The following is a 22763-nucleotide window of genomic DNA, read 5'->3' as shown; positions in this document are numbered from 1 at the left end:
GAGTTCCTCCTATTTCACAAGTTCAATGAACTTGCTTTCTTTTTTAATCTGATAAAACTCAATATCTTGAGCTACAGCTTCCTTGAAGAATTCACGATACTTGTCTTCATTCATTTCAAAAATAGTCCAGTTTTCGGATTGCTGTGAAAACTTGACTTGTAACTCGGTTAGGAAGGTGTGAAGCGCTTGAGGCTGATTTGTTTGTACACGGTAAATATAGGTCTGATTCTTCTTATGAAGATCAAATTTTTCAACAAAATTACCATTTTCTAGGACTAAAACTTCATCGGCTAGAGTTTCAATGTCTTCTTGAACATGACTTGAAATAAGAATCATTCGTCCCTCTGTCTTTAAATGAAGCAAGTAATGTTTAAACCATTCGACTGTTTTTTTATCTAAGCCACGGAAAGGCTCGTCAAAAATGAGAATATTTGCATCGCTCATCAGGGAAATCAGAAGAATCAACTTTTTATTCATTCCTAAAGAATAACGGCTTACTTTTTCGTTCAGGTTATCGTAAATATTTAATTCTTTAGCTAAGATGCGGGTTCTCTCTTCATCAAAATTTCCACGTAGCCCACCAAAGTAGCGAAGATTAAACCAACCTGAGTAGTTTTTATAAAGTTCCATATCATCAAGAACAATACCGACAGAAGTCAGTACTTTAGGATTTTCTTTAATATTCTTCCCATCAATTTCGATGCTACCGGAATAGTTGGTAATAATATTAGTCAGCGTTTTAAAAAATGTTGTTTTTCCGACACCATTTCTTCCCACAATCCCATAAATTTTTCCTTGTTCAAAAGATACAGGGGATAAATTCAGGACATTGTGCGCTTGGTAAGAGAAGCGGAGGTTTTGGATGTTCAGCGTCATGTTTTTCCTTCTTTCATTTTATGAATAATTCTATCATGTGTGCGTTGCTTTTACAAGCCAATCCATAAAGTGTAATACCATATTTACAGCTTTGTTTATTGCGAGAATCATTACATTTAATGAAAAAGAATTTAGGGAAAACAGATGTGCAGGATAGGTCCTCTTTTGTTATAATAGGAGAGCAAGACTAGACTGGAATTGAGAGAATAAATGAATCCTTTATTAAATGGAATGAATGAAAAACAAGCAGAAGCAGTACAAACTACAGAAGGACCACTTTTGATTATGGCGGGCGCGGGTTCCGGAAAGACCCGTGTTTTGACACACCGCATTGCTTATCTTATCGATGAAAAAATGGTGAATCCTTGGAATATTTTGGCGATTACCTTTACCAACAAAGCCGCACGGGAGATGAGAGAACGTGCGCTTAATTTAACCCCGGCAGCTCAAGATACATTAATTGCAACATTTCACTCAATGTGTGTTCGAATCCTCCGACGCGATGCAGATCATATTGGTTATAACCGAAACTTTACGATTATTGATCCAGGGGAACAAAAAACCTTGATGAAGCGTATTTTGAAAGAAGCTAACTTGGATCCTAAAAAATGGGAACCCAAAACGCTCCTTAATACGATTTCAAACGCTAAAAATGACCTTCTCGATCCCGAGGCTTACGAAGGACAAATCAATGCGCGTAATCCTTATGAGTTACTGACAGCCCGTGTTTATAAAATCTATCAGGCAGAACTGCGTAAAGCGGAGTCGATGGATTTCGATGATTTAATCATGCAAACCTTACGTCTTTTTGATAAAAATCCAGATGTTTTAGCCTATTATCAAGGTAAATTTCAATATATCCATGTGGATGAATATCAAGATACTAACCATGCGCAATATCAGCTCGTCAAGTTAATGGCTCAACGTTTTAAAAATATTTGTGTCGTTGGTGATGCTGATCAATCGATCTATGGCTGGCGTGGTGCAGATATGCAGAATATTCTTGACTTTGAAAAAGATTATCCCGATGCGAAAGTTGTTTTACTTGAAGAAAATTATCGTTCCACAAAAACAATCTTACAAGCTGCCAATAATGTGATAAACAACAATGTGAACCGTCGTCCTAAAAAATTATGGACTCAAAATAATGATGGGGAGAATATTCTTTATTATCGTGCCAACGATGAGCGGGATGAAGCAATCTTTACAGCTTCGACAATCAATGAGCAAGTGCAAGCTGGACGGAAATACTCTGATTTTGCAGTCCTTTACCGGACAAATGCACAGTCACGTACAATAGAAGAAGCCTTCTTGAAGTCTAATATTCCTTATAGTATGGTCGCTGGGACAAAGTTCTACTCACGTAAAGAAATTCGTGATGTGATCTCTTATCTTAACGTGATTGCCAATCCTCGAGATAATATGAGTTTTGAGCGGATCGTTAATGAGCCTAAACGTGGTGTTGGTCCAAGTGCTCTGGAAAAATTGAGAAACTTTGCGGATATGCAAGGTAAATCTTTAGCAGAATCAACGTTGGATATTACTTTATCGGATATTCGAGGCAAAGCAGCTGGCGAAATCTACAATCTTGGGCTAATTTTTGATTTCTTGCGTAGCTTCATTGAAACATCTAGTATCACGGAACTTGTCGAAGAAATGCTCGACCGCACGGGCTATATGAAGTTCCTGCGAATGCAAGCAAATCTTGAAGCTCAGACACGGATTGAGAATATCGAAGAATTTCTCTCCGTGACAAAGAATTTTGATGAAAAGTCAGAAGTACCACTAGATGAAATGACCGGAGAACCAATCAAGGAAACCGGTTTGGACCGCTTGAGTCGTTTCCTTAATGAAGTGAGTCTTCTTTCTGAGGTGGATGAATACGAAGAAGCGAGTGACGCGGTTACCATGATGACCTTACATGCTGCAAAGGGTCTAGAATTTCCTGTTGTATTTCTTATTGGGATGGAAGAAAATATCTTTCCACTTTCACGTGTTAATGATGATCCTGATGAATTGGAAGAGGAACGTCGTCTTGCCTATGTGGGAATCACGCGCGCCGAAGAATTTCTTTATATGACCAATGCAAATCAACGTGTGCTCTACGGTAAAACCAGCTATAATCGTCCGAGCCGTTTCATCTCTGAGATTGATGATGAGTTATTGGACTATGGAGGGATTGCACGTAAGGCCAATTCAAGCTTCAATGCTAGTTATAAAATGGCTGGAGGTGCGACACGATTTGGTACTGGCATGTCCATGACAGATGCTCTTCATCAACGTAAAGCTGCAGTCAATCCTGGAGCATCACGTGTGATTGAAAAAGCAGATGTAGCTACAGAAGATTGGACGATTGGAGATACTGCCGTCCACCGCAAATGGGGTGAAGGTATTGTGTTAGCTGTTACTGGAACCGGTAAGAATATGGAGCTGAAAATTAAGTTTCCTGAAGTGGGTATGAAACGTCTTTTGGCTGCAATGGCACCAATTGAGAAAAAGGAGTAGTAAATGGATAAGAAGCGATGCAAGTGGTGTCTTTCTTCGGAGAAGATGATTCATTATCATGATACATATTGGGGTACTCCGGTCCATGACGATCAAGAGCTTTTTGCAAAACTCGTTTTAGATATGAATCAAGCAGGCCTCTCTTGGTCAACCATTTTAAACAAACAAGAAAGCTTCTATAAAGCTTATGATCAGTTTGAGATTGAAAAAGTAGCCAGCTATAGTAAGGAAAAGGAAGAAGAACTCCGCCAAAATGCGGGAATTATCCGCAACAAGCTAAAGATAGCAGCTGCAGTAAATAATGCTCAAAAAGTTTTAGAACTTCAGAAAGAATTCGGTTCTTTGGATAAATATATTTGGTCTTTCTCAGAAGGTCAAGTGTTGCAACATCAAATTACTGATGAGAGCCAAGTACCTGTTACTAATGCTTTAGCTGAAGCTATGTCTAAAGACATGAAGAAAAGAGGAATGAAATTTGTTGGACCAACAATCATCTATGCTTATCTTCAAGCTGTAGGCGTGATTAATGACCATGCGGATTATTGTTTCCGTAATAAAGAGCTGTTGTAGAAAGAGGAGCGTCTGACATTTATCAGGCGCTTTTTGATGCTTCTTAAAAATCAGCAAAATACTAAAGGTTAAGGTTTGAATTGCTTTGAGAACTCTTCCTTTTTTGATATGCTAATATTTAAAAAGGAGAAGAATATCTGTTTGGATTACGGATAAAATTTTAGGCTCCTTAAAGAAAATATAGAAAAAGGAACTCTATGAACACATCAGTCCCGCCAAATTGGCGGAAAAATTTTTATTTGTTTTTGATAGGTCAGCTCCTAACGGGCGTGACTTCAATGATTGTCCAGTATGCGATTATTTGGTATTTGACCCTTGAAACAGGTGAAGAATCTGTCCTTGCAATTGCTACACTTGTAGGTATGTTACCAATGGCGCTTCTAAGCCCGTTTGTTGGGCCATTCATTGACCGTATCAACAAGAAGTTCTTACTTATTTCATATGATGCTGTGGTGGCAGTAATAGCCTTGGGTCTTTTTATTTACGGGATTAATAATGATGTTTATCCACTTTGGATGGTCTTTGTGACTATTGGTATTCGTGCGGTTGCACAGACCGCTCAGATGCCAACAGTCCAATCTATTATGCCCACAATGGTACCAGAAGACGAAATTACTCGAGTCAACGGACAGTTCGGTATTATTCAATCTTTGATATTTATTGTTTCACCTGGGATTGGAGCTTTTATGGTAGCAACTATGCCGATTCATTGGGTTATTTTACTTGATGTGATTGGATTCATCCTTGGTGCTGGAATGCTGCTTTTGGTTAAAATTCCGGAAGTCGCTTCACAAGGTGAAAAGATTTCTGTTATTAAGGATGCACTTGAAGGGTTTAATATTCTCCGTGAGAATAAACCGATGTGGAAAATGACTCTCATTGGCGCCCTTTTTATGTTACTTTTTATGCCCGCAATGAGTCTCTATCCTCTAGTGACCACAAAATATTTTGGCGGTACAATTGTCCACGCGGGTTGGGTTGAAGTTCTATTTGCTGCTGCGATGCTGATTGGCTCTTTTGCTGTTGGTATTTTTGGAAAAACTAAGGACCGTATGCCCTGGATTATTGCGGCTTATCTTATCGTTGGCTTGAGCATCGGTGGTTCAGGCTTTCTTCCTGGCAATATGAACGGGTTTTGGGTTTTCCTTGTTTTGAATGTTTTTGCTGGAATTGTGGGACAGATTTATACCACAATGAATATGGCAATCACGCAGCAATCATTTGAAGCCCAATACTTAGGACGGGTTATGGGAATAGTCTCTGCATTGATGAGTATTGCCGGGCCAGTGGGGCTAATCTTCGCAGCTCCAGTAGCGGAATCCATAGGTGTTCAAAACATGCTTGTGATTGCAGGCTTTGGAGGCATATTAGCTGCAGCTCTATTATATTGTACGCCCTCAGTTCGGAACTATGATAAACATTTGCAAAGAAAGTTAGAAAATGAAGGACAATGAAATAAATGTCAAATCAATAGTTGAAAGAGCTTCCTTATGATAAAATGAAGGTATCACAATAGCAAGTATAAAAAAGAAAGAGGCGCTTATGGCTAACATACATCCTTATATTGCTCTTAATAATACCAAAGAAGCACTTGCTTACTATGAAGAAGTTCTTGGTGCAAAAAATATCCGCCGTGTTCCTGTTGCTGCTGAACAGGCAAAAGAATTTGGTTTATCTGAAGAACAAGCAGCAGAAATGACAATGCACAGTCAGTTTGATATCTTAGGAACGACTATTATGGCAGCAGATAATTTTCAACATGAAGCTTTAAGTTATACAGGAATATCGATCTTATTAGATCTTAATTCAGAAGATAAAGAGGCGATGGCAGAAGCGCAGGAATTTTGGAAACACTTATCTGATTCAGGAAAAGTGACAATAAATATGCCTTTTGAAGAACAATTCTGGGGCGGCGCTATGGGTGATTTTACTGATAAATATGGCGTACGATGGATGTTGCATGCGCAACCTTACTCTAAACTTGGAGAAATGTAAAAACGGGCAAAGTTCACTTGTATTTTAACGTAGCAGAAAATGCTACGTTATTTTTATGTAAATATTTTAAATTGAAGCGCTCCTTTATCTGAAATAAGTCTGAAAAAGTGCTATAATTATGTATCTATGAATGGAATTTTAAATGTATATAAAGAAGCGGGCTGGACATCTTTTGATGTTGTTGCTAAACTTCGAGGAATTTTAAAAACAAAAAAAATCGGCCACGGAGGAACGCTTGATCCACAAGTGACAGGAGTTCTCCCTGTAGCTGTTGGTAAAGCCACTCGCCTTCTGGAATACATGGAAGAGGCGGGGAAAGTATACGAAGGTGAAGTGACAATCGGTTTCTCTACAGAAACAGAGGATGCTGAAGGTGAAGTCATTGAAACTACACCTGTGCCATCAACCCTCTCAGACGAAGAAATTGATGAGGTAATGACACGTTTTGTCGGGGAGATTCAACAGGTCCCACCTATGTATTCAGCAGTTAAAGTGAAAGGCAAGCGCCTTTACGAATATGCACGGGCTGGGCAAATGGTTGAGCGTCCCATACGAAAGGTTACCATCAAATCATTTACGCGGACAAGTCCAGTGACTTTTGAAAAGGGCTGCGCACGATTTACGTTTCGTGTAGCTTGTAGCAAGGGTACTTATATTCGTACTTTGGCAGTTGATCTCTCTGATGCTTTGGGCTATGCGGGGCATATGTCTAAATTACAGCGGACTGCAGCTAACGGTTTGCATATTGCTGATGCACTGACTTTGGAGCAGATTGAGACTTTAGTTAAGGCTGAAAAACTTGATGAAATATTACAGCCAAACGAAGTCGCAGTCTCTGACTTGCCACGCCTTGATGTGACAGACGAACAAGCAGCAGCAGTACGCGTGGGTAAAAAGTTTGAAGAAGCTGAGTTTGCTAAGCTTGGCGAAGCCACACGTTTTGCTTTCTTTTATCAAGATCAATTGATTGCTGTCTATATGAGACATCCCGAAAAACCAGGAATATTAAAACCAAATAAGGTAATAAATTAAAATGAAAACTTTATATTTTGACGAAATTGAAAATTGGACTGAACCGACAGTTCTTGTCTTGGGCTATTTTGATGGTTTACATCGTGGTCACCAAGCTTTGTTTGCTGAGGCAAAAAAACTCGCAGCTGTTCTAAATTTGAAGATTGCCGTCTTAACTTTTCCAGAAAAACCGACACTTACTTTTCAAAAATTTGAACCAGATATGTTGCTTAAGTTAACAAGTGATAAAAAACGAGAAGCACTTTTTGCAGAAAATGGTGTGGACTATCTAATTTTTAAAGATTTTACTTCAAGTTTTGCTAAACAAACAGCAGAAGAATTCTCTAAAAATGTAGTGGAAAAATTCTTACCGAAAATTGTTATTACAGGCTTTGATCATAAAACAGGCTCAGACATGACACAACTCAAAAGCAATGATCAATATAAAGTGGTCGTTATACCAGAAGTTGCAGATGATGAAGGAAAAATTTCCTCTACTCGGATACGTGAACTTGTAAAAACTGGAGATATTGAAGCAGCAAACGAGCTTTTAGGTTATCCTTATGAGACAACTGGAATTGTGGTGCATGGTTTTGCACGTGGCCGAACAATCGGCTATCCAACTGCTAATCTAGCGATTAAAGACTTTATTCATCTCCCATCAACTGGTGTTTATACGGTAGATGTTCTTTGGGAGGGCCAACGTCAACGTGGCTTTGCTTCAATCGGCTATAATGAAACTTTTAATGGCAAAGAAAAAACAGTCGAAATCCATATTTTTGATAAAGATTTGGACTTGTATGGAGAAAACTTAACGGTTCTATGGCTAGATAAGATTCGAGAAATGATTAAATTTGACAGCATTGAAGCTTTGATTGTTCAGATGAAAGATGACGAAGAAAAAGCACGTCAATATAAAGTAAAAAAAGCCTAATTTTGATTAGGTTTTTCTGTTACCCTTTACTTGGTTCACGAGTTGGCGGGTAAAAGGTTGAAACGTTAATCCAAGCAGAAAGAGCCAGATTGTGATATACTTAATAAGAACAATTTTTAAGGAGAACATTAATAATGTCACGTAAACCTATTATCGCTGGTAACTGGAAATTGAATAAAAACCTCAAAGAGGTTAAAGAATTTATCGCTAACATTGACGGTAAATTGCCATCAGAAGACAAAGTAGAAGTTGCTATTGCAGCTCCTGCACTTTACCTTGTATCAATGGTACAAGAACGTGGAAATAATCCACTTAAAGTTGCAGCAGAAAATGTTTACTTTGAAAATTCAGGTGCCTTCACTGGGGAAATCGCTCCAGCTATGCTTGCAGCAGAAGGAATCGAATACTCAGTAATCGGTCACAGCGAACGTCGTGAGTACTTCCACGAAACAGACGAAGACATCAACAAAAAAGCTAAAGCTCTTATCGCAGCTGGTGTAACACCAATCCTTTGCTGTGGTGAAACACTTGAAACTTTTGAAGCTGGTAAAACAGCTGAATGGGTTTCAGCTCAAATCGAAGCTGGTCTTGCTGGTATCGACGGTAAAGATGTTGCAAACATGGTTATCGCTTACGAACCAATCTGGGCTATTGGTACAGGTAAAACTGCTACTGCTGAAATCGCTGACGAAACTTGTGGTGTTGTTCGTTCAACAGTTGAAAAACTTTACGGAAAAGAAGTTTCAGATGCTGTACGTATCCAATACGGTGGTTCTGTAAAACCTGAAACAGTTGCTGAACTTATGTCTAAAGAAAACATTGACGGCGCTTTGGTTGGTGGAGCTTCACTCGAAGCTGATTCATTCCTTGGCTTGCTTGAAATTTACAAATAAGATTAACATGCATAATAAAAAAGGGAACCTTTAAGGTTCCTTTTTTTATTTCATATAGTATTATTTACACTCATCTCTTCTTCAAATAATCCGAGTAATATTCCTTAAGGAGATTGATAATCTGCTTCCCAATCAAGTAATAATCCTCTGTAGGTAAGTTGGCTTGAGAGATGCGGAGTGTTCCGCTAGAAGCACCAAAACCTGTCCCGTCCATCAAAACAACGCCATTTTTGTCGGCGAGATTGAGCAAGAACTCTAAGTAATCAAAGTTTTCTTCCAAATAGATACGGAATTTTTTACCAAAACGGATTTCGGCAAGTTGGTAAATATCTACGAGCGTATAATATTTAGCATTCTCTTTCGAGTTGTCTGGCTCTAATTTCATGGCTTTAAGCAAATCTTGATAACGTTCATCAATAAGAGCATCACAAGCCTCAAAGTAAGGATCTGCCTCTTTACGATGAATCAAATGCGTAAAGGCAAAAAGAACTTCCATGATTTGTTGCGGTGTAGAGAGGCCAGCTGTGTGATAGAGACCAACAGAACGTGAATCCGCAACAATACGTTCGATAAATGGCAACTCTTTAGTGTCATGTGTTACAATATCATAGCGCTTGTCGAGTTTCTCAATATCCTCAGGATCAAGCTCAGAGATAAGACGGTCAAAGACATTATCTTCCTGCATGGCAATAAGCCCTAAACGCCAACCTGTTGCACCAAAAAGTTTTGAGAAAGAATAAACGAGAATGGTATTATAGGGAACAACACTATAGACAGATTGGAAATCTTGAACGAAAGTTCCATAGACATCGTCTGTAATAATGATGAGATCCGGATTTTTTTCAACAGCTCGTTTTAAAGCGTCAAGTGTTTCTTGACTGAAAGCTTTAGAACCTGGATTTGATGGATTAACTAAGAAGAATGCCTTGATTTCAGGATCTGATAATTTTTCGATTTCTGTTTCGGGAATGCTCCAATTGTCGCTCTCATCAGAAGTAATTAATGTTTCAACCAGATTGAATTCACTTAAACCAGGAAGTTGCAAGTAAGGTGTAAAGATAGGTGTGTTAATAGCTATTTTATCACCCGGCACAACTAATTTATTGCGCTTGAGTGAGTTGAAGATATAGACAATCGCAGCTGTACCGCCTTCCGTTGGGAAGATTTGTGTCTTATTTTCGAGGTGAACGCCATTATACAGAATTTTTTCCATAAAACGATTCAAGACAATTTCGGTATTTCTCAGACAGCGGCTAGGAACAGGATAATTATTTCCGATAGCACCATCGATAAATTCCTTAATCACATCGTCAATATTTAGTTTAAGATCAATTTCGATATAATCCATGACATCAATCAAGAATTTATCAATCTCATCATCGTCAGGTTCTAAGAAAGCCTCAAAGCGTTGCCCAATACCTTTCAATGTTGTGTATCCAGCCATATCAGCTTTTTCAATCGTACGAAGGGAGTCTTTAATACCAAATTCAATCAAGCGATTAAAGGCTAAACGTGCTTTTGTATTAATCCAGTTTGGATTGCCGCGACCGGCATTCAAAAAGATATTGGCTTTTTTATTTTTTTCTGCCAGTTTAAGCATTTCAAAGCTAACTTCAAAAGCTCCTAAACCGGTATAATCAGTAATGGTAACTTCTTTTTCCATGTGTTCTCCCATTTAAATTTATTGAACTTTTGTTATTAATTATAACACAATAAATAGAAAACAAATTGACTCAAATAGTCTAAAATGATAAAATTTTCGCTCGTTTTTTGTTACAATAGTAAGATATGAGTTTTTACCAGTAAAGGAGAGCGGCAAGATGGCATATTTACTTATTTTGAGTGCTGCTGTTACCTTATATTTTGCTTTGGGCTACGTTAGAGCCACACTCAAAGGCTGGGTTATTCCCAATAAAGTAACTTGGTTTCTCTGGGCTTTAGCGCCAATGATTGCTTTTTTTGCCACCTTTTCTTCGTCGGGGTTTAGCCTTGGTCAAATTCCTGTTTTTATGGCTGGCTTTACGCCCTTGCTTGTTTTTGGCGCTTCCTTTATAAATAAGCAGTCTTTTTGGAAAATAACCTTTTTTGACTTGTCCTGTGGAATAGTTTCACTGATCACCTTAGTCATCTGGTATTTGACACAGAATTCTAATCTGGCGATTTTATTGGCCATCATGAGTGATGCTTTAGCAGCTTTGCCTACCTTGATTAAAGCTTGGAGATTTCCTGAAACTGAAAGCATTAAGCCCTTTGCTGCGGGAATAGTGACCACGGGAATTGCCCTTCCCGCTACAAGTACTTGGGATTTTGCACATCTTGCTTTCCCTGTTTATCTTTTTCTATTAAACATCTTAATGACAGTGATTTTAAAAGTGAAAGATAAGTCGATAAAAACTAGCGTAAAATGAAAATTTGTAAAAATCATAGAAACAAATAATGAAGAGGAAATAAAGTGAAAAAGAACGAAACAAAAGCAGCTTATGTACATATCCCTTTTTGCTCACATATTTGTTACTATTGTGATTTTGCTAAAGTTTTGATGACGGGACAACCGGTCGAAGCCTATATTGATGAGTTGCTCAAAGAATATGATAGTTATGATATTAGTAGTTTAAAAACGCTTTATATTGGAGGTGGGACACCGAGTGTTTTACCTGCAGATCAGCTTGAAAAATTACTCACGCATCTGACAAAAACGCTTGACTTAGAAGAACTTGAAGAGTTCACAGTGGAAGCAAACCCTTCTGATTTAACAGATGAAGTCCTTGCTGTTTTAGCGAATTCGCCTGTGAACCGCATCTCACTTGGTGTACAATCGTTTGATGATAAACTCTTGAAAAAAATTGGGAGAACACATACTGAAGCACAAGTTTACTCTTCAATCGAAAGACTACGTGCTGCCGGATTTGAAAATATCACAATAGATTTAATTTATGGCTTACCGAACCAAACGATGGAAATGGTTGAGCGGGATGTTCAAAAATTCTTAGAATTGGACCTTCCCCATGTTGCCTTATATAGCCTGATACTAGAAGATCATACAGTATTCATGAATCGTCAACGTCGTGGACGCCTCCGTTTACCATCTGATGATCGCAATGCGGATATGTATGAGTATATTATTGAAATGCTGACTTCTAAAGGTTATTCGCATTATGAAGTTTCAAACTTTGGAAAAATCGGCTATGAAAGTAAGCACAATATGACATATTGGGACAATGCGGAATACTATGGCATTGGAGCTGGAGCTTCAGGTTATCTTGATGGTATTCGTTATAAAAATCATGGACCTGTTCATCATTATTTACGCGAGGAAAATAAACGTGTAAATGAAGAAATATTGACAAGAAAACAAAGGATTGAAGAGGAAATGTTTTTAGGCTTACGCAAAAAAAATGGTGTATCCATTGAACGTTTCCATAAAAAGTTTGGTCAAACACTTGAAGAAGTTTATGGCACAATTATTGAAGAATTGGCGTTTCAAAAAATGTTGTTTGAAGCTGATGGACGGATTCAGATGACGGAAAAAGGATTTGAATTAGGAAATGAAGTTTTTGAGCGTTTTTTGTTAGATTAAGTATGCATATCTGAAAGATATTGTTCTAATCTATGTTACAATAGTGTGAATGAAGAGTGAAAATAGTAATATGAGAAAAAAACTTACCCCTCTAGCAACCATGATTGTTGCTGGAATTTTTACTGCTCTGGTCTTTGCTTTTGGTAACCTAAGATACCAGGTTCCCGAAATGGCAGCGACGCATGAAAAAGAAGAAACGGTGGTTGTAAATAAATCATTAAGCAATGATGATGTTGATTTGAACCGTTTTGTAGTAGATATCTCCGCATGGCAACGCCCAGAAGATATTGATTATAATTTAATGAGTCAAGAAGTCATTGGTGCTGTCGTACGTGTACAGACAGGAAAGTCAAGTAAGGACAATGCAGCAGCTTATAAAAGTGGTGAAGATCGTCAATTTAAAACGCATATGAGCGAATTGCAAAAGCGTGGTGTTCCTGTTGCTGTATATGCCTATGTCAATGGTAAAAATGTTGAAGAGATGAAAGAACAGGCACGTCTTTTTTATGAGCGGGCTCATCCTTTTAAACCAACGTATTATTGGCTGGATATTGAAGAAGTCAGCATGGATAACATGAGCGAAGGTGTGGATGCTTTCCGTGAGGAGCTTAAGAGCCTAGGTGCCAAGAATATAGGTATCTACGCGCAAGATTGGTTCTTGACTGACCATAAGATTGACTCTAGCCATTTTAGTTCAATTTGGATGGCTGATTATGGTCGAAATACCGGGATGTGGGATACATCTCCTAAAACAGATTTGAACTATGACATGCACCAGTTCACGGACCGCGGACAATTGTCGAGCTATGGTGGACATTTAGATTTAAATATGATTCGTACGCAAGAACAGTACGATAAACTTTTTAGAAATCCCTAATCTAATAAAGGGAAGTAGCAGTAGACGAAAGTCTATTTTCTTTATGTTGTTTTTGAGACAAGAAGAAACAAACATTGAACGAGTAATAAGATAAAATCAGGAGCGAAGATGGCAAAGAAAAAACAAACAGGTTTGAAAGCAGGGGCAGGGATTCTAGGAACAGTTGTCGTTCTTGGTTTAGGATTTCTAAAGTCGAATCCCGAAATATTGTCGACAGTCACAGGAACACCATCACTGAATCAGCCAACGCAAAGCCAGCAACTTAAGAATTTTAGCAAGGTAGATTATGGCAGTGTCAAAGACAAAGTGCCGACACAATCTTTAGCACAATCAGTTTTGACACCTTCAATTAAAAAGAACCTCAAAGATTCAGTCACTTATAATGGAACTGGTGCCTTTATTGTCAATGACAATAAAACAGACTTGGATGCTAAAGTTAACAGTGCACCTTATGTTCAACTGGCAAAACAAGATGCTTTAGGTCGTCCCAAACTTGCCAATGCACTCCTCAACAAGACAAGCCGCCAGTACAAAAACCGTTCAGAAACAACGGGAGCAGATGGAAAGTCCAACAGTGCGAAAATAAATCCTGTAGGCTGGAAACAACTCATGATTCCTTCTGGTTCATACAGCACACTCTATAACCGAGGACATTCAATTGGCTACGCGCTAGCTGGAAATATTAAAGGCTTTGATGCTTCTGAAGCAAATCCACAAAATATCAGTACACAAACCGCTTGGGCCAATCAGGCAAGTAATGGCAATGAGGAAAATACAGGACAAAACTATTATGAAGGTTTAGTGCGTAAAGCGCTCGATAAGAACAAAACAGTCCGTTATCGTGTAGAACCTATGTATGATGGGAATGATCTCGTTCCCTCAGGGACTCATATGGAAGCCAAGTCGAAAGATGGAAGCTTAGAGTTTAATGTTTTCATTCCAAATGTGCAGCCAGGTATTCAAATTGATTATGCTTCAGGCAAGGGCATGATTTTGCAGTAGGAGAGTAGATTCCTGTTTGAATAAAATAAAAAACGTAGAAACAGAGTTTTTATTTCTACGTTTTTTATGTCTTTGAGAAAGAAAGACTAAATCTTATCGTATTGATCTAAACCGTAACTCTCAATCATTTGAATGAGCTTTTCAGTATAGGCTGGGTCAGTTGCATAACCAGAAGTTTGCACCGCTTTAGCAGCTTCTTTATAGTTTTTCGCAGCTAAAACGCTCGCATATTGCTTAGGGTTCCATGTTGTGCCCTTAGTAAAGAGATAGGCATGTCCTTCGACAGATTCTTTCCAACCATCGTAAACGCGAAACTGCGCTTTTACAGTCACCCATTTATCATTTTCAAATTCTTTGGTTTCTAAAGTTACTGTGGGGACATTTCCGTAAGCTTTGATACCAAAAAGATTGTAATATTTTGCGGCAAGTCCGCTTTGGCCAAAGTTACTTTCTAAAGCAGCCTGAGCCAAAGTCAGAGAAGCGAGAACATTATACTTTTCTTGTGATTCTTGCGCATATGGTGCTATAGTACGAATGAAGTTATATTCTGTAATTGTTTCAACTTGGTTGGCAAGCTCAGTGTCATTACGATTATCACTGGTTTGTATCACTCTAAAATTCAAGAGGTTAGCTGCAACAAAGAGAAAAATCAAAAGCTGCAAAATAATGCGAAAGAAACTTCGGATTTTAGAAGTCGCCTTGCGGCGCTTTTTATCATATGTCATGTCACTAGTATAACAAAAAAGTCTCAATTTGTGGATAGGTTCAACACTTGTTATGCTAGAAAAATATGCCAGTAGCTTCGCTTTTGAACACAAATAAAAAAGTTTCCACATTTTTGGAAACTTTTTTTCTTACTTTCTATTTCGCTCTTTAATCGTTTGAGTACCAAACTGAGGTAGACGTATGAATGAAAGACGTTGCAAGAGTTCTTGACGATAGTCAGCACGGCCAACAATCAAAGTGACCTTACTGAAGAGGTAACAAGACAACAATGTGACAGCAAAATTGGGTAAGGTAAGGTATGTGAGAAGAGAAAGACTCAAAACAATGACATCACCACCAAATAAAACTTTGTCTACTTTGAAGCTCCATTTTTCTTCTAAAATTCGTCCTAGAAGTAGGGTTCCACCAAAGGTTCCTTCAGAAATAATGACTAAACCAGCAGCTGTTCCTGAGAGAATTCCGTCGAAAATACCAGCAAAGACAATATTAGAAAACTGAATCCCTGTAATTCCGATTGCTTCATAAATTATCATCCAGACACTCATAGCGGCTGCACCCGGAATACTGAGAAGAAGCTCACGCGAAGATAAGTATTTACGGCCAAAAGTAAAGAGTGGCACATTAACGAGGAAGAAAGTTAAAGCTGGATTAACACCAAAGACAAAGTCCATCAATACAGAAAATCCAGCAACGCCATTACTGGCTAGTCGGTTGGGGATGACGAAAAGCTGTACAGATAGGACATATAGTCCTACGCCGATCAGTAGTATCAGTAAATCCCGCATAAAATATTTATCTATTTTTACGCCTAAAAGTGTCATAAGTTCTCCTTAACAGTTCGTTATTTCTAGGATATCCTTAAAGCTTTGAATAAATAATTTCGTATCTTTGTAATTGCTTTAAAAGGAGCCTATATTTATCAGTGTTGTAACTATTATTATTACATTTAAAACTTAATTAAACCTTGTTTAAGGTCAAAATTACTATTATATTATAGTAAATATATAAAAATTCAGACAAATCTAGAAAAAAAGATATTAATTCATTAAAAAAGCAGTCTTTTTTAGTCTTGGTTAAGAAGACGAATGTATAATATAACTATTCCAAATAATACTCTTTTTGTAACATCTTTAGTCCTCACCAATGTGAGGACTTTTTAAAATCACAAAATGTTATAATATAAGAATTAGTTAACAATTTAGTTTTTAAGGAGGGAAATAAAAATGAGCAATGCAAATGAGATAGGTGTTACAAGTGAGTTTGCACCACTGAGACGTGTAGTTTTAACACAATCGGAATTTATCTTACCTCACGAAGAACATACCAATGATGATGGCTCCTTCCTTGAAGATGATGTTCTTGATATGTTTAATAATAAAGACACCAGTGGAAAAAATTATGCAGAAGTATTTCCTGAAAGACAAAGAAAATGGGAAGCAGAGCGTACTAATCTACAAGCTTTGTTAGAAAAATATGATATTGAAGTTTTGCGACCACGTCTTCTCACGGATTATGAGAAAGAACAAGGAAAAGTCTATGGTGCTGCAAACTTTTTTGTACGTGACCCGTTCTTTACGATTGGTGACTCTTTGATTGAAGGGTCTATGCGCTTTTTCCATCGCCGCAACGAGGTTTTACCCGTAAGAAACTTACTCACTGAACAAGCCTATTCTAGCGATGCTTTTTACGTTTCTCTTCCAATGGCAGATACTTCACAAGGAGAAACGGATGAGAGGGGACCTTTCTTAGAAGGTGGCGATATCCTCGTTTTAGGAAAAACAGTATTTGTAGGAAATTCAGGTAAAGCGAGCAATCATAACGGCTATTTATGGCTTAAAGCTTATTTAGCACATTGGGGCTATCAGGTGATTGAGGTTAAACTTCATCATGATGTTTTGCATCTTGATTGCGCTCTAAGTCTAGTTAGAGATGGTCTAATGATTATCTGTGAAGAAGCCTTTCTAACGGGTATACCTGAACAGCTTAAAAATTGGGATAGAATAAATGTTCCTTTTGAAGATATTGCAAAGCTAGCAATAAATGGTCTACCAATAAATGACGAGGTATATATACTAGATTCTGAATTTAAATACATTGGTGAAGCTCTTGAAGCACGAGGTATCCGTCCAGAATACCTTGATTTTAAAATATCCCGAAGCTTGGGCGGTTCATTTAGATGTAGCACACAGCCTTTACTTAGAAAATAAGAAGTATAAGTTTAAAACAGAAAGCCAGCCCTAGGCTGTGATATAATTATCAAATGAACTACGAAAACTATATCTGGGATTTAGGTGGCACTTTACTTAATAATTACGAAAATTCTAGTCATGCTTTTGCTGCAGCACTTTGGCAAAAGGAAGAACGAGTAGTTTTGCATGACGATGTCTATGCAGCACTCAAAGTTTCTACAGCACATGCTGTGGACCAATACGCGAGTCATATACCGCAGTTTCTTGAAACATATCGGAAACTAGAAGCAGAAGCTTTGGACAAGCCAATTTTGTTTGAAGGTGCTGTTGATCTTTTGCATACTATCGTGAGCCAGAACTGCAAAAACTTTATGATTTCTCATAGAGATAAGCAAGTACTGGACATTCTTGAGGCAGCCCATATTTCTCAGTATTTTACTGAAGTTGTTACTGCTGATAATGGTTTCCCACGTAAACCAGCACCAGATTCAATAAAATATTTAGTACAAAAATATAATTTAGACCCCAAGAAGACGGTGATGATTGGTGACCGTCCTTTGGACATTGAAGCCGGTCGTGCAGCGGGTATTGCGACTATTTTCTTTGATAGCCTGCAGGAGTATCCCCAAGCAACGCGAAGCATCAAAAAATTATCAGACATTATGGAGTAAACTGAACCACAATGAATACTTTTCTTATATCGAATGAAAAAGCAGTTGGGCCAGGCTTTGGCCTTTTTAGTGCCAATCACTTTTTTGCCCTTGCTGTTCTAGCACTGCTCAGTTTTGGCTTGATTCGTATTTATCTGCGCGCAAATGACGAGAGACGTAAACTGTTACGTCTACTCGTTGCCTCGTTTACCTTGTTGCTCGAAATCATTAGAGATATCATTTTAGTGATGACTCATCAATTTTTGTACGCAGACTTGCCTTTGCAGCTGTGTGGACTTGGCATATTCATTATTGTTTTTGATGCAATGCGTTCAAATAAAACCAGTCGTGAGCTCTTGTATAGCTTAACTTTACCTGGAGCAATTTTTGCACTTGTGACACCGAACTGGGTAACCAATGATTTTGTTAATGTCTTTGTATGGCAGAGCTTTTTGATTCATTGCTTACTTATCTCGTATGTTTTAATGCGTCTGATTGCAGGCGATTTTGTTCCTCAATGGCGTGAACTCTGGCGCTCTGCTACCTTTTTGGCGATTGTTGTGCCAATTTGTGCAGTCCTCAATCAAGTTTGGAATCAAAACTTTTTCTTCCTAAGGACACCAGTTCCGGGAAGTCCACTTGAACCCATCTATAATGTGTTCGGTTCTTATTATATCTTAGGTTTAATTTTTATTGTATTGATGTTTTGGCTTGTTATTTATCTTCCTTGGTCATGGAAAAAATCACCGAAAGTTCGGATGAATTAAGAAAAAAGACGAAATATATTAAACAAAAAAGCAGCGAAAAGTTGCTTTTTTTCTGAAATTATTAAGATGGAGTAAAAGGTTTTATGGCTCGCAGTATATAGTAAAAAAAGCTAGAATGTGCTATAATTATAAGTAAGTATTTTCAAAGAAATGAGATTATTTTGAACGAAGAAAATAAAGAACAAATTGAAAAAATGGCAGAAGAATATGATGCCAGTCAAATTCAAGTTTTAGAAGGACTTGAAGCGGTGCGTATGCGTCCTGGGATGTATATCGGATCAACTTCAAAGGAAGGATTGCACCACTTAGTGTGGGAGATTGTTGATAACTCGATCGATGAAGCGCTCGCGGGATTTGCCAGCCATATCGAAGTGTTTATTGAACCTGATAACTCAATTACAGTTGTCGATGATGGACGTGGTATTCCCGTAGACATTCAAGAAAAAACAGGACGCCCTGCGGTCGAAACGGTCTTTACTATCCTTCATGCTGGTGGTAAATTTGGCGGTGGCGGCTACAAAGTTTCTGGTGGTTTACACGGTGTTGGGTCATCCGTTGTTAATGCCCTCTCAACACAGTTAGACGTTACTGTACATAAAGATGGTCAAAAATACTATCAAGAATACCATCGTGGTGTTGTCGTCGAAGATTTGGCCATTATTGGTGAAACAGATAAACGAGGGACAGTCGTTCACTTTACACCAGATCCAACAATTTTCACCGAAACTCAAGTTTTTGACTATGATAAGTTGGTGACACGTGTCCGTGAGTTGGCTTTCTTGAACCGTGGTTTGCGTATTTCTATTACCGATAAACGTGAAGGCCAAGAAGACAATCATGCTATGTTCCACTATGAAGGTGGGATTCAATCTTATGTTTCCTTTATCAATGAAAACAAGGAAGTTATTTTTGATACGCCAATCTATACAGAGGGTGAGTTAGATGGAATCACTGTCGAAGTTGCTATGCAATATACAGGAACTTACCATTCAACAATCATGTCATTTGCAAATAATATCAATACGCATGAAGGTGGTACGCATGAACAAGGTTTCCGTACAGCTTTAACGCGTGCGATAAACAATTATGCAAAGGCTCAAAAGCTTCTTAAAGATAACGAAGAAAACCTTACTGGGGACGATGTTCGTGAAGGTTTGACCGCTGTCATTTCTGTTAAACACCCTAATCCACAATTTGAAGGTCAAACGAAAACCAAACTGGGGAATAGTGAAGTAACTGGTATCGTCAATAAGCTTTTCTCAGAAGCTTTGCAAACCTTTATGCTTGAGAATCCTCAAGTTGCGAAGAAGATTGTTGAGAAAGGGATTCTTGCAAGCAAGGCACGTATTGCGGCCAAACGCGCACGTGAAGTAACGCGTAAAAAATCCGGTTTAGAGATTTCTAACTTGCCTGGTAAACTTGCGGACTGCTCTTCCAATGATCCTAAACAAACAGAACTTTTCATCGTCGAAGGGGATTCTGCTGGTGGTTCTGCTAAGTCTGGCCGTAATCGAGAATTTCAAGCTATTTTGCCCATCCGTGGTAAAATCTTGAACGTGGAAAAAGCGACAATGGATAAGATTTTAGCAAATGAAGAAATCCGTTCACTCTTTACAGCGATGGGAACTGGTTTTGGTGCTGACTATGATTTATCTAAAGCACGGTATCATAAACTGGTTATCATGACCGATGCCGATGTCGATGGGGCACACATTCGTACACTCTTGTTAACTCTTTTTTACCGCTATATGCGTCCTGTAGTTGAGGCCGGTTATGTTTATATTGCTCAACCACCAATTTACGGAATCAAAGTCGGTTCGGAAACAAAAGAATACATTCAACCAGGGGAAAATCAAGAACGTGAGCTGAAGCTTGCACTTGAAAAATGGTCTCAAGGTCGTGCTAAACCAACAGTACAGCGTTATAAAGGTTTAGGAGAAATGGATGACCACCAACTTTGGGAAACAACTATGGATCCAGATGCCCGCCTCATGGCGCGTGTATCTGTAGAAGATGCCGCTGAAGCAGACAAAATCTTTGATATGCTAATGGGCGATCGTGTGGAACCACGTCGCGAATTTATCGAAGCCAATGCACAATATTCTACTATTGACGTTTAATAATTAAAAAAGCTCTCAGCTATAAAACTGAGAGCTTTTTTTTGATTTTATTTGTTTTGACGATTGTTAAAATAATTTAAGTATCCAATTGATGATAACATAATAATCGCTGGAAGGAATTGTATTAAGTAGCGACTTCTACCAGCTTCGAATATTGATAAGTATAGAATAACCCCAAATAATACAATCTGCAGGTAGAATTCAAAATTAGAGGTCTGCCTAAATTTTTTAAAATAAGCAACCAATCCCAAAATTATTATAGACCAAGCGATTTGAAGGTATAGGGAGTAATTACCATAGTGAGGATTTCCAACATAGATTACTGATCTTATCTTTTGACCAAATTTAGAGTTTGTAAATTTGGTTTTAACAATATTTTGTTCTTTTAAAACATTTTCTGCAGTCCAACCTAGACTACCATCTTGTGTAAAAATTTTAAATTTAGTACTTTGGTGTTTGATAAGACCCAAAGTACTAAATCGCGAGAACCTTTTTTTAACATCCTCTTTAAGTTGAGGTTCCAGTTCAGATCTTGGTTTAAATTGACCCTTAGCGTCCAAAAACTTAACATCCTGACTGACTGCTGCATGATCTGCTCCTGTAGCAGTCAAGCCTAAGTCTACAAAAAACCAGGGACTCATAGTGTATTTTCCATCATATTCTACAAACTTTTGATTTTCCGCATAAAAATTAATAGCGAAAGTCATTGTGAGCATCCCTAAAAGAAGGAGTAAGCTCCGAATGAACAGGCGCTTAAGGTTCACTTGTTTCTTGTCGAAAATCATCCTATAGATAATCAGGAGGATTAAGGCGATAAGGTAAATAAAAATGGGTACTCTAATTTTGTAGGCAATACTAAAAAGAAGGCCAATAGCAAACCATCTAAAAATCCCAGCTTTATCTAAATTTATAATCACTAAATAACACAGCAGAGCCATTAGGAAGAAGGTAGCTGGATCGCTATAGAAAGATAAAAAATGTGGTTGTAACCCAAATAGAAATAGGCTTTCTAAAAAGACAATTCGAGCTAATTTTTCCCCCTTCAGATGATCAGCCAGACCAGTCAGCAATAAAATACCGCCATCAATAAGTAGAGCATTTAAAATTGACACGGTTAAAATAAGGTGCGGGGCTGTAACAATGCCGTTCAAGATTTTAAAGGTGATAAAAATGAGAAAGTTATTCGGAAATAAGGAGAAGTACCTAATGGATGAACCACTGTGTGTTGGTGGAGCGGTTGCTACCTTATATAGAATAGAAGCATCTCCGTTGGGAAGGCATTGGGCAAATACAGATATCACAATCTGACCTATGAAAAGTATTCCGATAACAAAATAACGATAAGTATAAAGGAGTTTGAAGATCTTGATAACCAAGGGTTTTAGAGATTTATAAAAGATGATTCCCGAAACAATTCCCAAAACAAGTAGTGATAAAAAGAATGTGTGACTTATACTTGGAAGAACATCCGAAAAAATATACCTTACAGACCAAAAAAGCCAATAAAACGAAAGTAAAAATAATAAGAAGAAAAGTATTCTTTTTATTCCGCTATCTATGTGTTGCATCCCCATTTTTCTTATTCACTCCTGTAAAATTAAAATTTTCCAATATTTATATTTTATCATAAAACCGAAGAAATTAAATCCTTATTTTATGGAAACACCAATAAAAATCAACGTTTAAAAAAACTATGTTTAAAATATCAATAAGTCTCCTCCAGTTCACAATGTTTTTTTTAATGATTATGATTTTTTGTGCCTAAACTGCATATCGCAAAGCTAAAATTTAACCTTTTTTATTCAGTTTACCTTAAGATACAAGACTTATAATACATATATTCCATAAAAAGAGTTGGAGATTTTCAAAAACTATTTTTTATCTCCTTGCTCTGTACTAGTATTATCGAAAAAAATGGCCATTAAAGTAGACCACTATTAGGAGGTCTCTTTTTATATGAAAACTTTTTCACTAATATTCCCAAATAAAAAAGAGGGATAACCTTGAGGGATTAAGCTTTCTTTATCGTAGTAAATTTTTGACAATTGATAATAAAGAGAATATAATACTA

Annotated in this window: 20 protein-coding genes; 15 read left to right on the top strand and 5 right to left on the bottom strand. The window is 37.7% G+C overall.

Features of this window, described 5'->3' with window-relative positions:
- Window positions 1-9: 9 nt before the first annotated feature.
- Window positions 10-876, bottom strand: a complete 867-nt coding sequence (locus BZZ03_RS00885; protein WP_086582086.1) for an ABC transporter ATP-binding protein — start codon at window positions 874-876, stop codon at window positions 10-12.
- Between the two features lie 210 nt (window positions 877-1086).
- On the opposite strand from BZZ03_RS00885, the gene pcrA reads away from it, so the two are divergent.
- The 7 genes from pcrA (at window position 1087) to tpiA (ending at window position 8784) form a co-directional block, all read left to right on the top strand.
- Entirely contained in the window at window positions 1087-3381 is a 2295-nt protein-coding gene (gene pcrA / locus BZZ03_RS00880; RefSeq protein ID WP_086582084.1) for a DNA helicase PcrA, read from the top strand.
- Between the two features lie 3 nt (window positions 3382-3384).
- Window positions 3385-3951 carry a DNA-3-methyladenine glycosylase I gene (locus BZZ03_RS00875; RefSeq protein ID WP_061413264.1) on the top strand — a complete coding sequence of 189 codons (567 nt, stop codon included), beginning with the start codon at window positions 3385-3387 and terminating at the stop codon, window positions 3949-3951.
- A 197-nt stretch (window positions 3952-4148) separates the two neighbouring features.
- Entirely contained in the window at window positions 4149-5405 is a 1257-nt protein-coding gene (mdt(A), locus tag BZZ03_RS00870) for a multidrug efflux MFS transporter Mdt(A) (RefSeq protein ID WP_086582082.1), read from the top strand.
- 88 nt (window positions 5406-5493) lie between these two features.
- Window positions 5494-5946, top strand: coding sequence for a VOC family protein (locus tag BZZ03_RS00865; RefSeq protein ID WP_004258242.1), 453 nt, complete (start codon window positions 5494-5496; stop codon window positions 5944-5946).
- Between the two features lie 126 nt (window positions 5947-6072).
- On the top strand, window positions 6073-6978 hold the full coding sequence (truB, locus tag BZZ03_RS00860) for a tRNA pseudouridine(55) synthase TruB (protein WP_086582080.1): 906 nt from the start codon (window positions 6073-6075) through the stop codon (window positions 6976-6978).
- Between the two features lies 1 nt (window position 6979).
- Window positions 6980-7891 carry a bifunctional riboflavin kinase/FAD synthetase gene (locus tag BZZ03_RS00855; RefSeq protein ID WP_086582079.1) on the top strand — a complete coding sequence of 304 codons (912 nt, stop codon included), beginning with the start codon at window positions 6980-6982 and terminating at the stop codon, window positions 7889-7891.
- Window positions 7892-8025: 134 nt separating this feature from the next.
- On the top strand, window positions 8026-8784 hold the full coding sequence (gene tpiA / locus BZZ03_RS00850; RefSeq protein WP_004258230.1) for a triose-phosphate isomerase: 759 nt from the start codon (window positions 8026-8028) through the stop codon (window positions 8782-8784).
- Between the two features lie 70 nt (window positions 8785-8854).
- Here tpiA and BZZ03_RS00845 read toward each other — a convergent pair whose 3' ends face one another.
- The gene (locus tag BZZ03_RS00845) at window positions 8855-10447 is read right to left on the bottom strand and encodes a bifunctional aspartate transaminase/aspartate 4-decarboxylase (RefSeq protein ID WP_019294126.1); all 1593 of its coding nucleotides are present in this window, start codon (window positions 10445-10447) and stop codon (window positions 8855-8857) included.
- A 157-nt stretch (window positions 10448-10604) separates the two neighbouring features.
- Here BZZ03_RS00845 and BZZ03_RS00840 point away from each other — a divergent pair, with 157 nt between their 5' ends.
- The 4 genes from BZZ03_RS00840 (at window position 10605) to BZZ03_RS00825 (ending at window position 14240) form a co-directional block, all read left to right on the top strand.
- Entirely contained in the window at window positions 10605-11192 is a 588-nt protein-coding gene (locus BZZ03_RS00840; protein ID WP_086582077.1) for a hypothetical protein, read from the top strand.
- A 44-nt stretch (window positions 11193-11236) separates the two neighbouring features.
- Window positions 11237-12361, top strand: coding sequence for a radical SAM family heme chaperone HemW (gene hemW, locus BZZ03_RS00835; RefSeq protein ID WP_086582075.1), 1125 nt, complete (start codon window positions 11237-11239; stop codon window positions 12359-12361).
- A 70-nt stretch (window positions 12362-12431) separates the two neighbouring features.
- The gene (locus tag BZZ03_RS00830; protein WP_019292139.1) at window positions 12432-13238 is read left to right on the top strand and encodes a GH25 family lysozyme; all 807 of its coding nucleotides are present in this window, start codon (window positions 12432-12434) and stop codon (window positions 13236-13238) included.
- Between the two features lie 108 nt (window positions 13239-13346).
- Complete coding sequence (locus tag BZZ03_RS00825; RefSeq protein WP_086582073.1) at window positions 13347-14240, top strand: DNA/RNA non-specific endonuclease; 894 nt, start codon at window positions 13347-13349, stop codon at window positions 14238-14240.
- 86 nt (window positions 14241-14326) lie between these two features.
- Here the strand turns inward: BZZ03_RS00825 and BZZ03_RS00820 are convergent, their stop codons facing one another.
- Both BZZ03_RS00820 and BZZ03_RS00815 read right to left on the bottom strand, forming a co-directional pair.
- The gene (locus BZZ03_RS00820) at window positions 14327-14965 is read right to left on the bottom strand and encodes a glycoside hydrolase family 73 protein (RefSeq protein ID WP_227671653.1); all 639 of its coding nucleotides are present in this window, start codon (window positions 14963-14965) and stop codon (window positions 14327-14329) included.
- 129 nt (window positions 14966-15094) lie between these two features.
- Window positions 15095-15787 carry a YitT family protein gene (locus tag BZZ03_RS00815; protein WP_019293293.1) on the bottom strand — a complete coding sequence of 231 codons (693 nt, stop codon included), beginning with the start codon at window positions 15785-15787 and terminating at the stop codon, window positions 15095-15097.
- A 402-nt stretch (window positions 15788-16189) separates the two neighbouring features.
- Between BZZ03_RS00815 and BZZ03_RS00810 the strand changes: the two genes are divergently transcribed.
- The 4 genes from BZZ03_RS00810 to gyrB all read left to right on the top strand — a co-directional run bounded on the left by BZZ03_RS00810 (window position 16190) and on the right by gyrB (window position 20692).
- Window positions 16190-17173 (top strand): dimethylarginine dimethylaminohydrolase family protein, encoded by a 984-nt coding sequence (locus BZZ03_RS00810; protein ID WP_086582070.1) that lies wholly within the window; start codon window positions 16190-16192, stop codon window positions 17171-17173.
- A 53-nt stretch (window positions 17174-17226) separates the two neighbouring features.
- Complete coding sequence (locus tag BZZ03_RS00805; protein ID WP_086582069.1) at window positions 17227-17826, top strand: HAD family hydrolase; 600 nt, start codon at window positions 17227-17229, stop codon at window positions 17824-17826.
- Window positions 17827-17837: 11 nt separating this feature from the next.
- Complete coding sequence (locus BZZ03_RS00800) at window positions 17838-18572, top strand: YwaF family protein (RefSeq protein ID WP_086582068.1); 735 nt, start codon at window positions 17838-17840, stop codon at window positions 18570-18572.
- Window positions 18573-18733: 161 nt separating this feature from the next.
- Window positions 18734-20692 carry a DNA topoisomerase (ATP-hydrolyzing) subunit B gene (gene gyrB, locus BZZ03_RS00795; RefSeq protein WP_019292133.1) on the top strand — a complete coding sequence of 653 codons (1959 nt, stop codon included), beginning with the start codon at window positions 18734-18736 and terminating at the stop codon, window positions 20690-20692.
- 47 nt (window positions 20693-20739) lie between these two features.
- On the opposite strand, the gene BZZ03_RS00790 is transcribed toward gyrB, so the two are convergent.
- Window positions 20740-22266, bottom strand: a complete 1527-nt coding sequence (locus BZZ03_RS00790) for a glycosyltransferase family protein (RefSeq protein WP_086582066.1) — start codon at window positions 22264-22266, stop codon at window positions 20740-20742.
- Window positions 22267-22763 lie beyond the last annotated feature (497 nt).

The sequence above is a fragment of the Lactococcus petauri genome (assembly GCF_002154895.1).
GTDB classification, from domain to species: Bacteria; Bacillota; Bacilli; order Lactobacillales; family Streptococcaceae; genus Lactococcus; species Lactococcus petauri.
The sequence above is the reverse complement of the archived record's forward strand: the minus strand, read 5'-3'. Positions and strand labels throughout refer to the sequence as shown.

Coding starts and splice junctions, on each gene's coding strand:
- BZZ03_RS00885 (WP_086582086.1), bottom strand. CDS start 876: ATGACGCTGAACATCCAAAACCTCCGCTTCTCTTACCAAGCGCACAAT.
- pcrA (WP_086582084.1), top strand. CDS start 1,087: ATGAATCCTTTATTAAATGGAATGAATGAAAAACAAGCAGAAGCAGTA.
- BZZ03_RS00875 (WP_061413264.1), top strand. CDS start 3,385: ATGGATAAGAAGCGATGCAAGTGGTGTCTTTCTTCGGAGAAGATGATT.
- BZZ03_RS00865 (WP_004258242.1), top strand. CDS start 5,494: ATGGCTAACATACATCCTTATATTGCTCTTAATAATACCAAAGAAGCA.
- truB (WP_086582080.1), top strand. CDS start 6,073: ATGAATGGAATTTTAAATGTATATAAAGAAGCGGGCTGGACATCTTTT.
- BZZ03_RS00855 (WP_086582079.1), top strand. CDS start 6,980: ATGAAAACTTTATATTTTGACGAAATTGAAAATTGGACTGAACCGACA.
- tpiA (WP_004258230.1), top strand. CDS start 8,026: ATGTCACGTAAACCTATTATCGCTGGTAACTGGAAATTGAATAAAAAC.
- BZZ03_RS00845 (WP_019294126.1), bottom strand. CDS start 10,447: ATGGAAAAAGAAGTTACCATTACTGATTATACCGGTTTAGGAGCTTTT.
- BZZ03_RS00840 (WP_086582077.1), top strand. CDS start 10,605: ATGGCATATTTACTTATTTTGAGTGCTGCTGTTACCTTATATTTTGCT.
- BZZ03_RS00830 (WP_019292139.1), top strand. CDS start 12,432: ATGAGAAAAAAACTTACCCCTCTAGCAACCATGATTGTTGCTGGAATT.
- BZZ03_RS00825 (WP_086582073.1), top strand. CDS start 13,347: ATGGCAAAGAAAAAACAAACAGGTTTGAAAGCAGGGGCAGGGATTCTA.
- BZZ03_RS00820 (WP_227671653.1), bottom strand. CDS start 14,965: ATGACATATGATAAAAAGCGCCGCAAGGCGACTTCTAAAATCCGAAGT.
- BZZ03_RS00815 (WP_019293293.1), bottom strand. CDS start 15,787: ATGACACTTTTAGGCGTAAAAATAGATAAATATTTTATGCGGGATTTA.
- BZZ03_RS00810 (WP_086582070.1), top strand. CDS start 16,190: ATGAGCAATGCAAATGAGATAGGTGTTACAAGTGAGTTTGCACCACTG.
- BZZ03_RS00805 (WP_086582069.1), top strand. CDS start 17,227: ATGAACTACGAAAACTATATCTGGGATTTAGGTGGCACTTTACTTAAT.
- BZZ03_RS00800 (WP_086582068.1), top strand. CDS start 17,838: ATGAATACTTTTCTTATATCGAATGAAAAAGCAGTTGGGCCAGGCTTT.
- BZZ03_RS00790 (WP_086582066.1), bottom strand. CDS start 22,266: ATGGGGATGCAACACATAGATAGCGGAATAAAAAGAATACTTTTCTTC.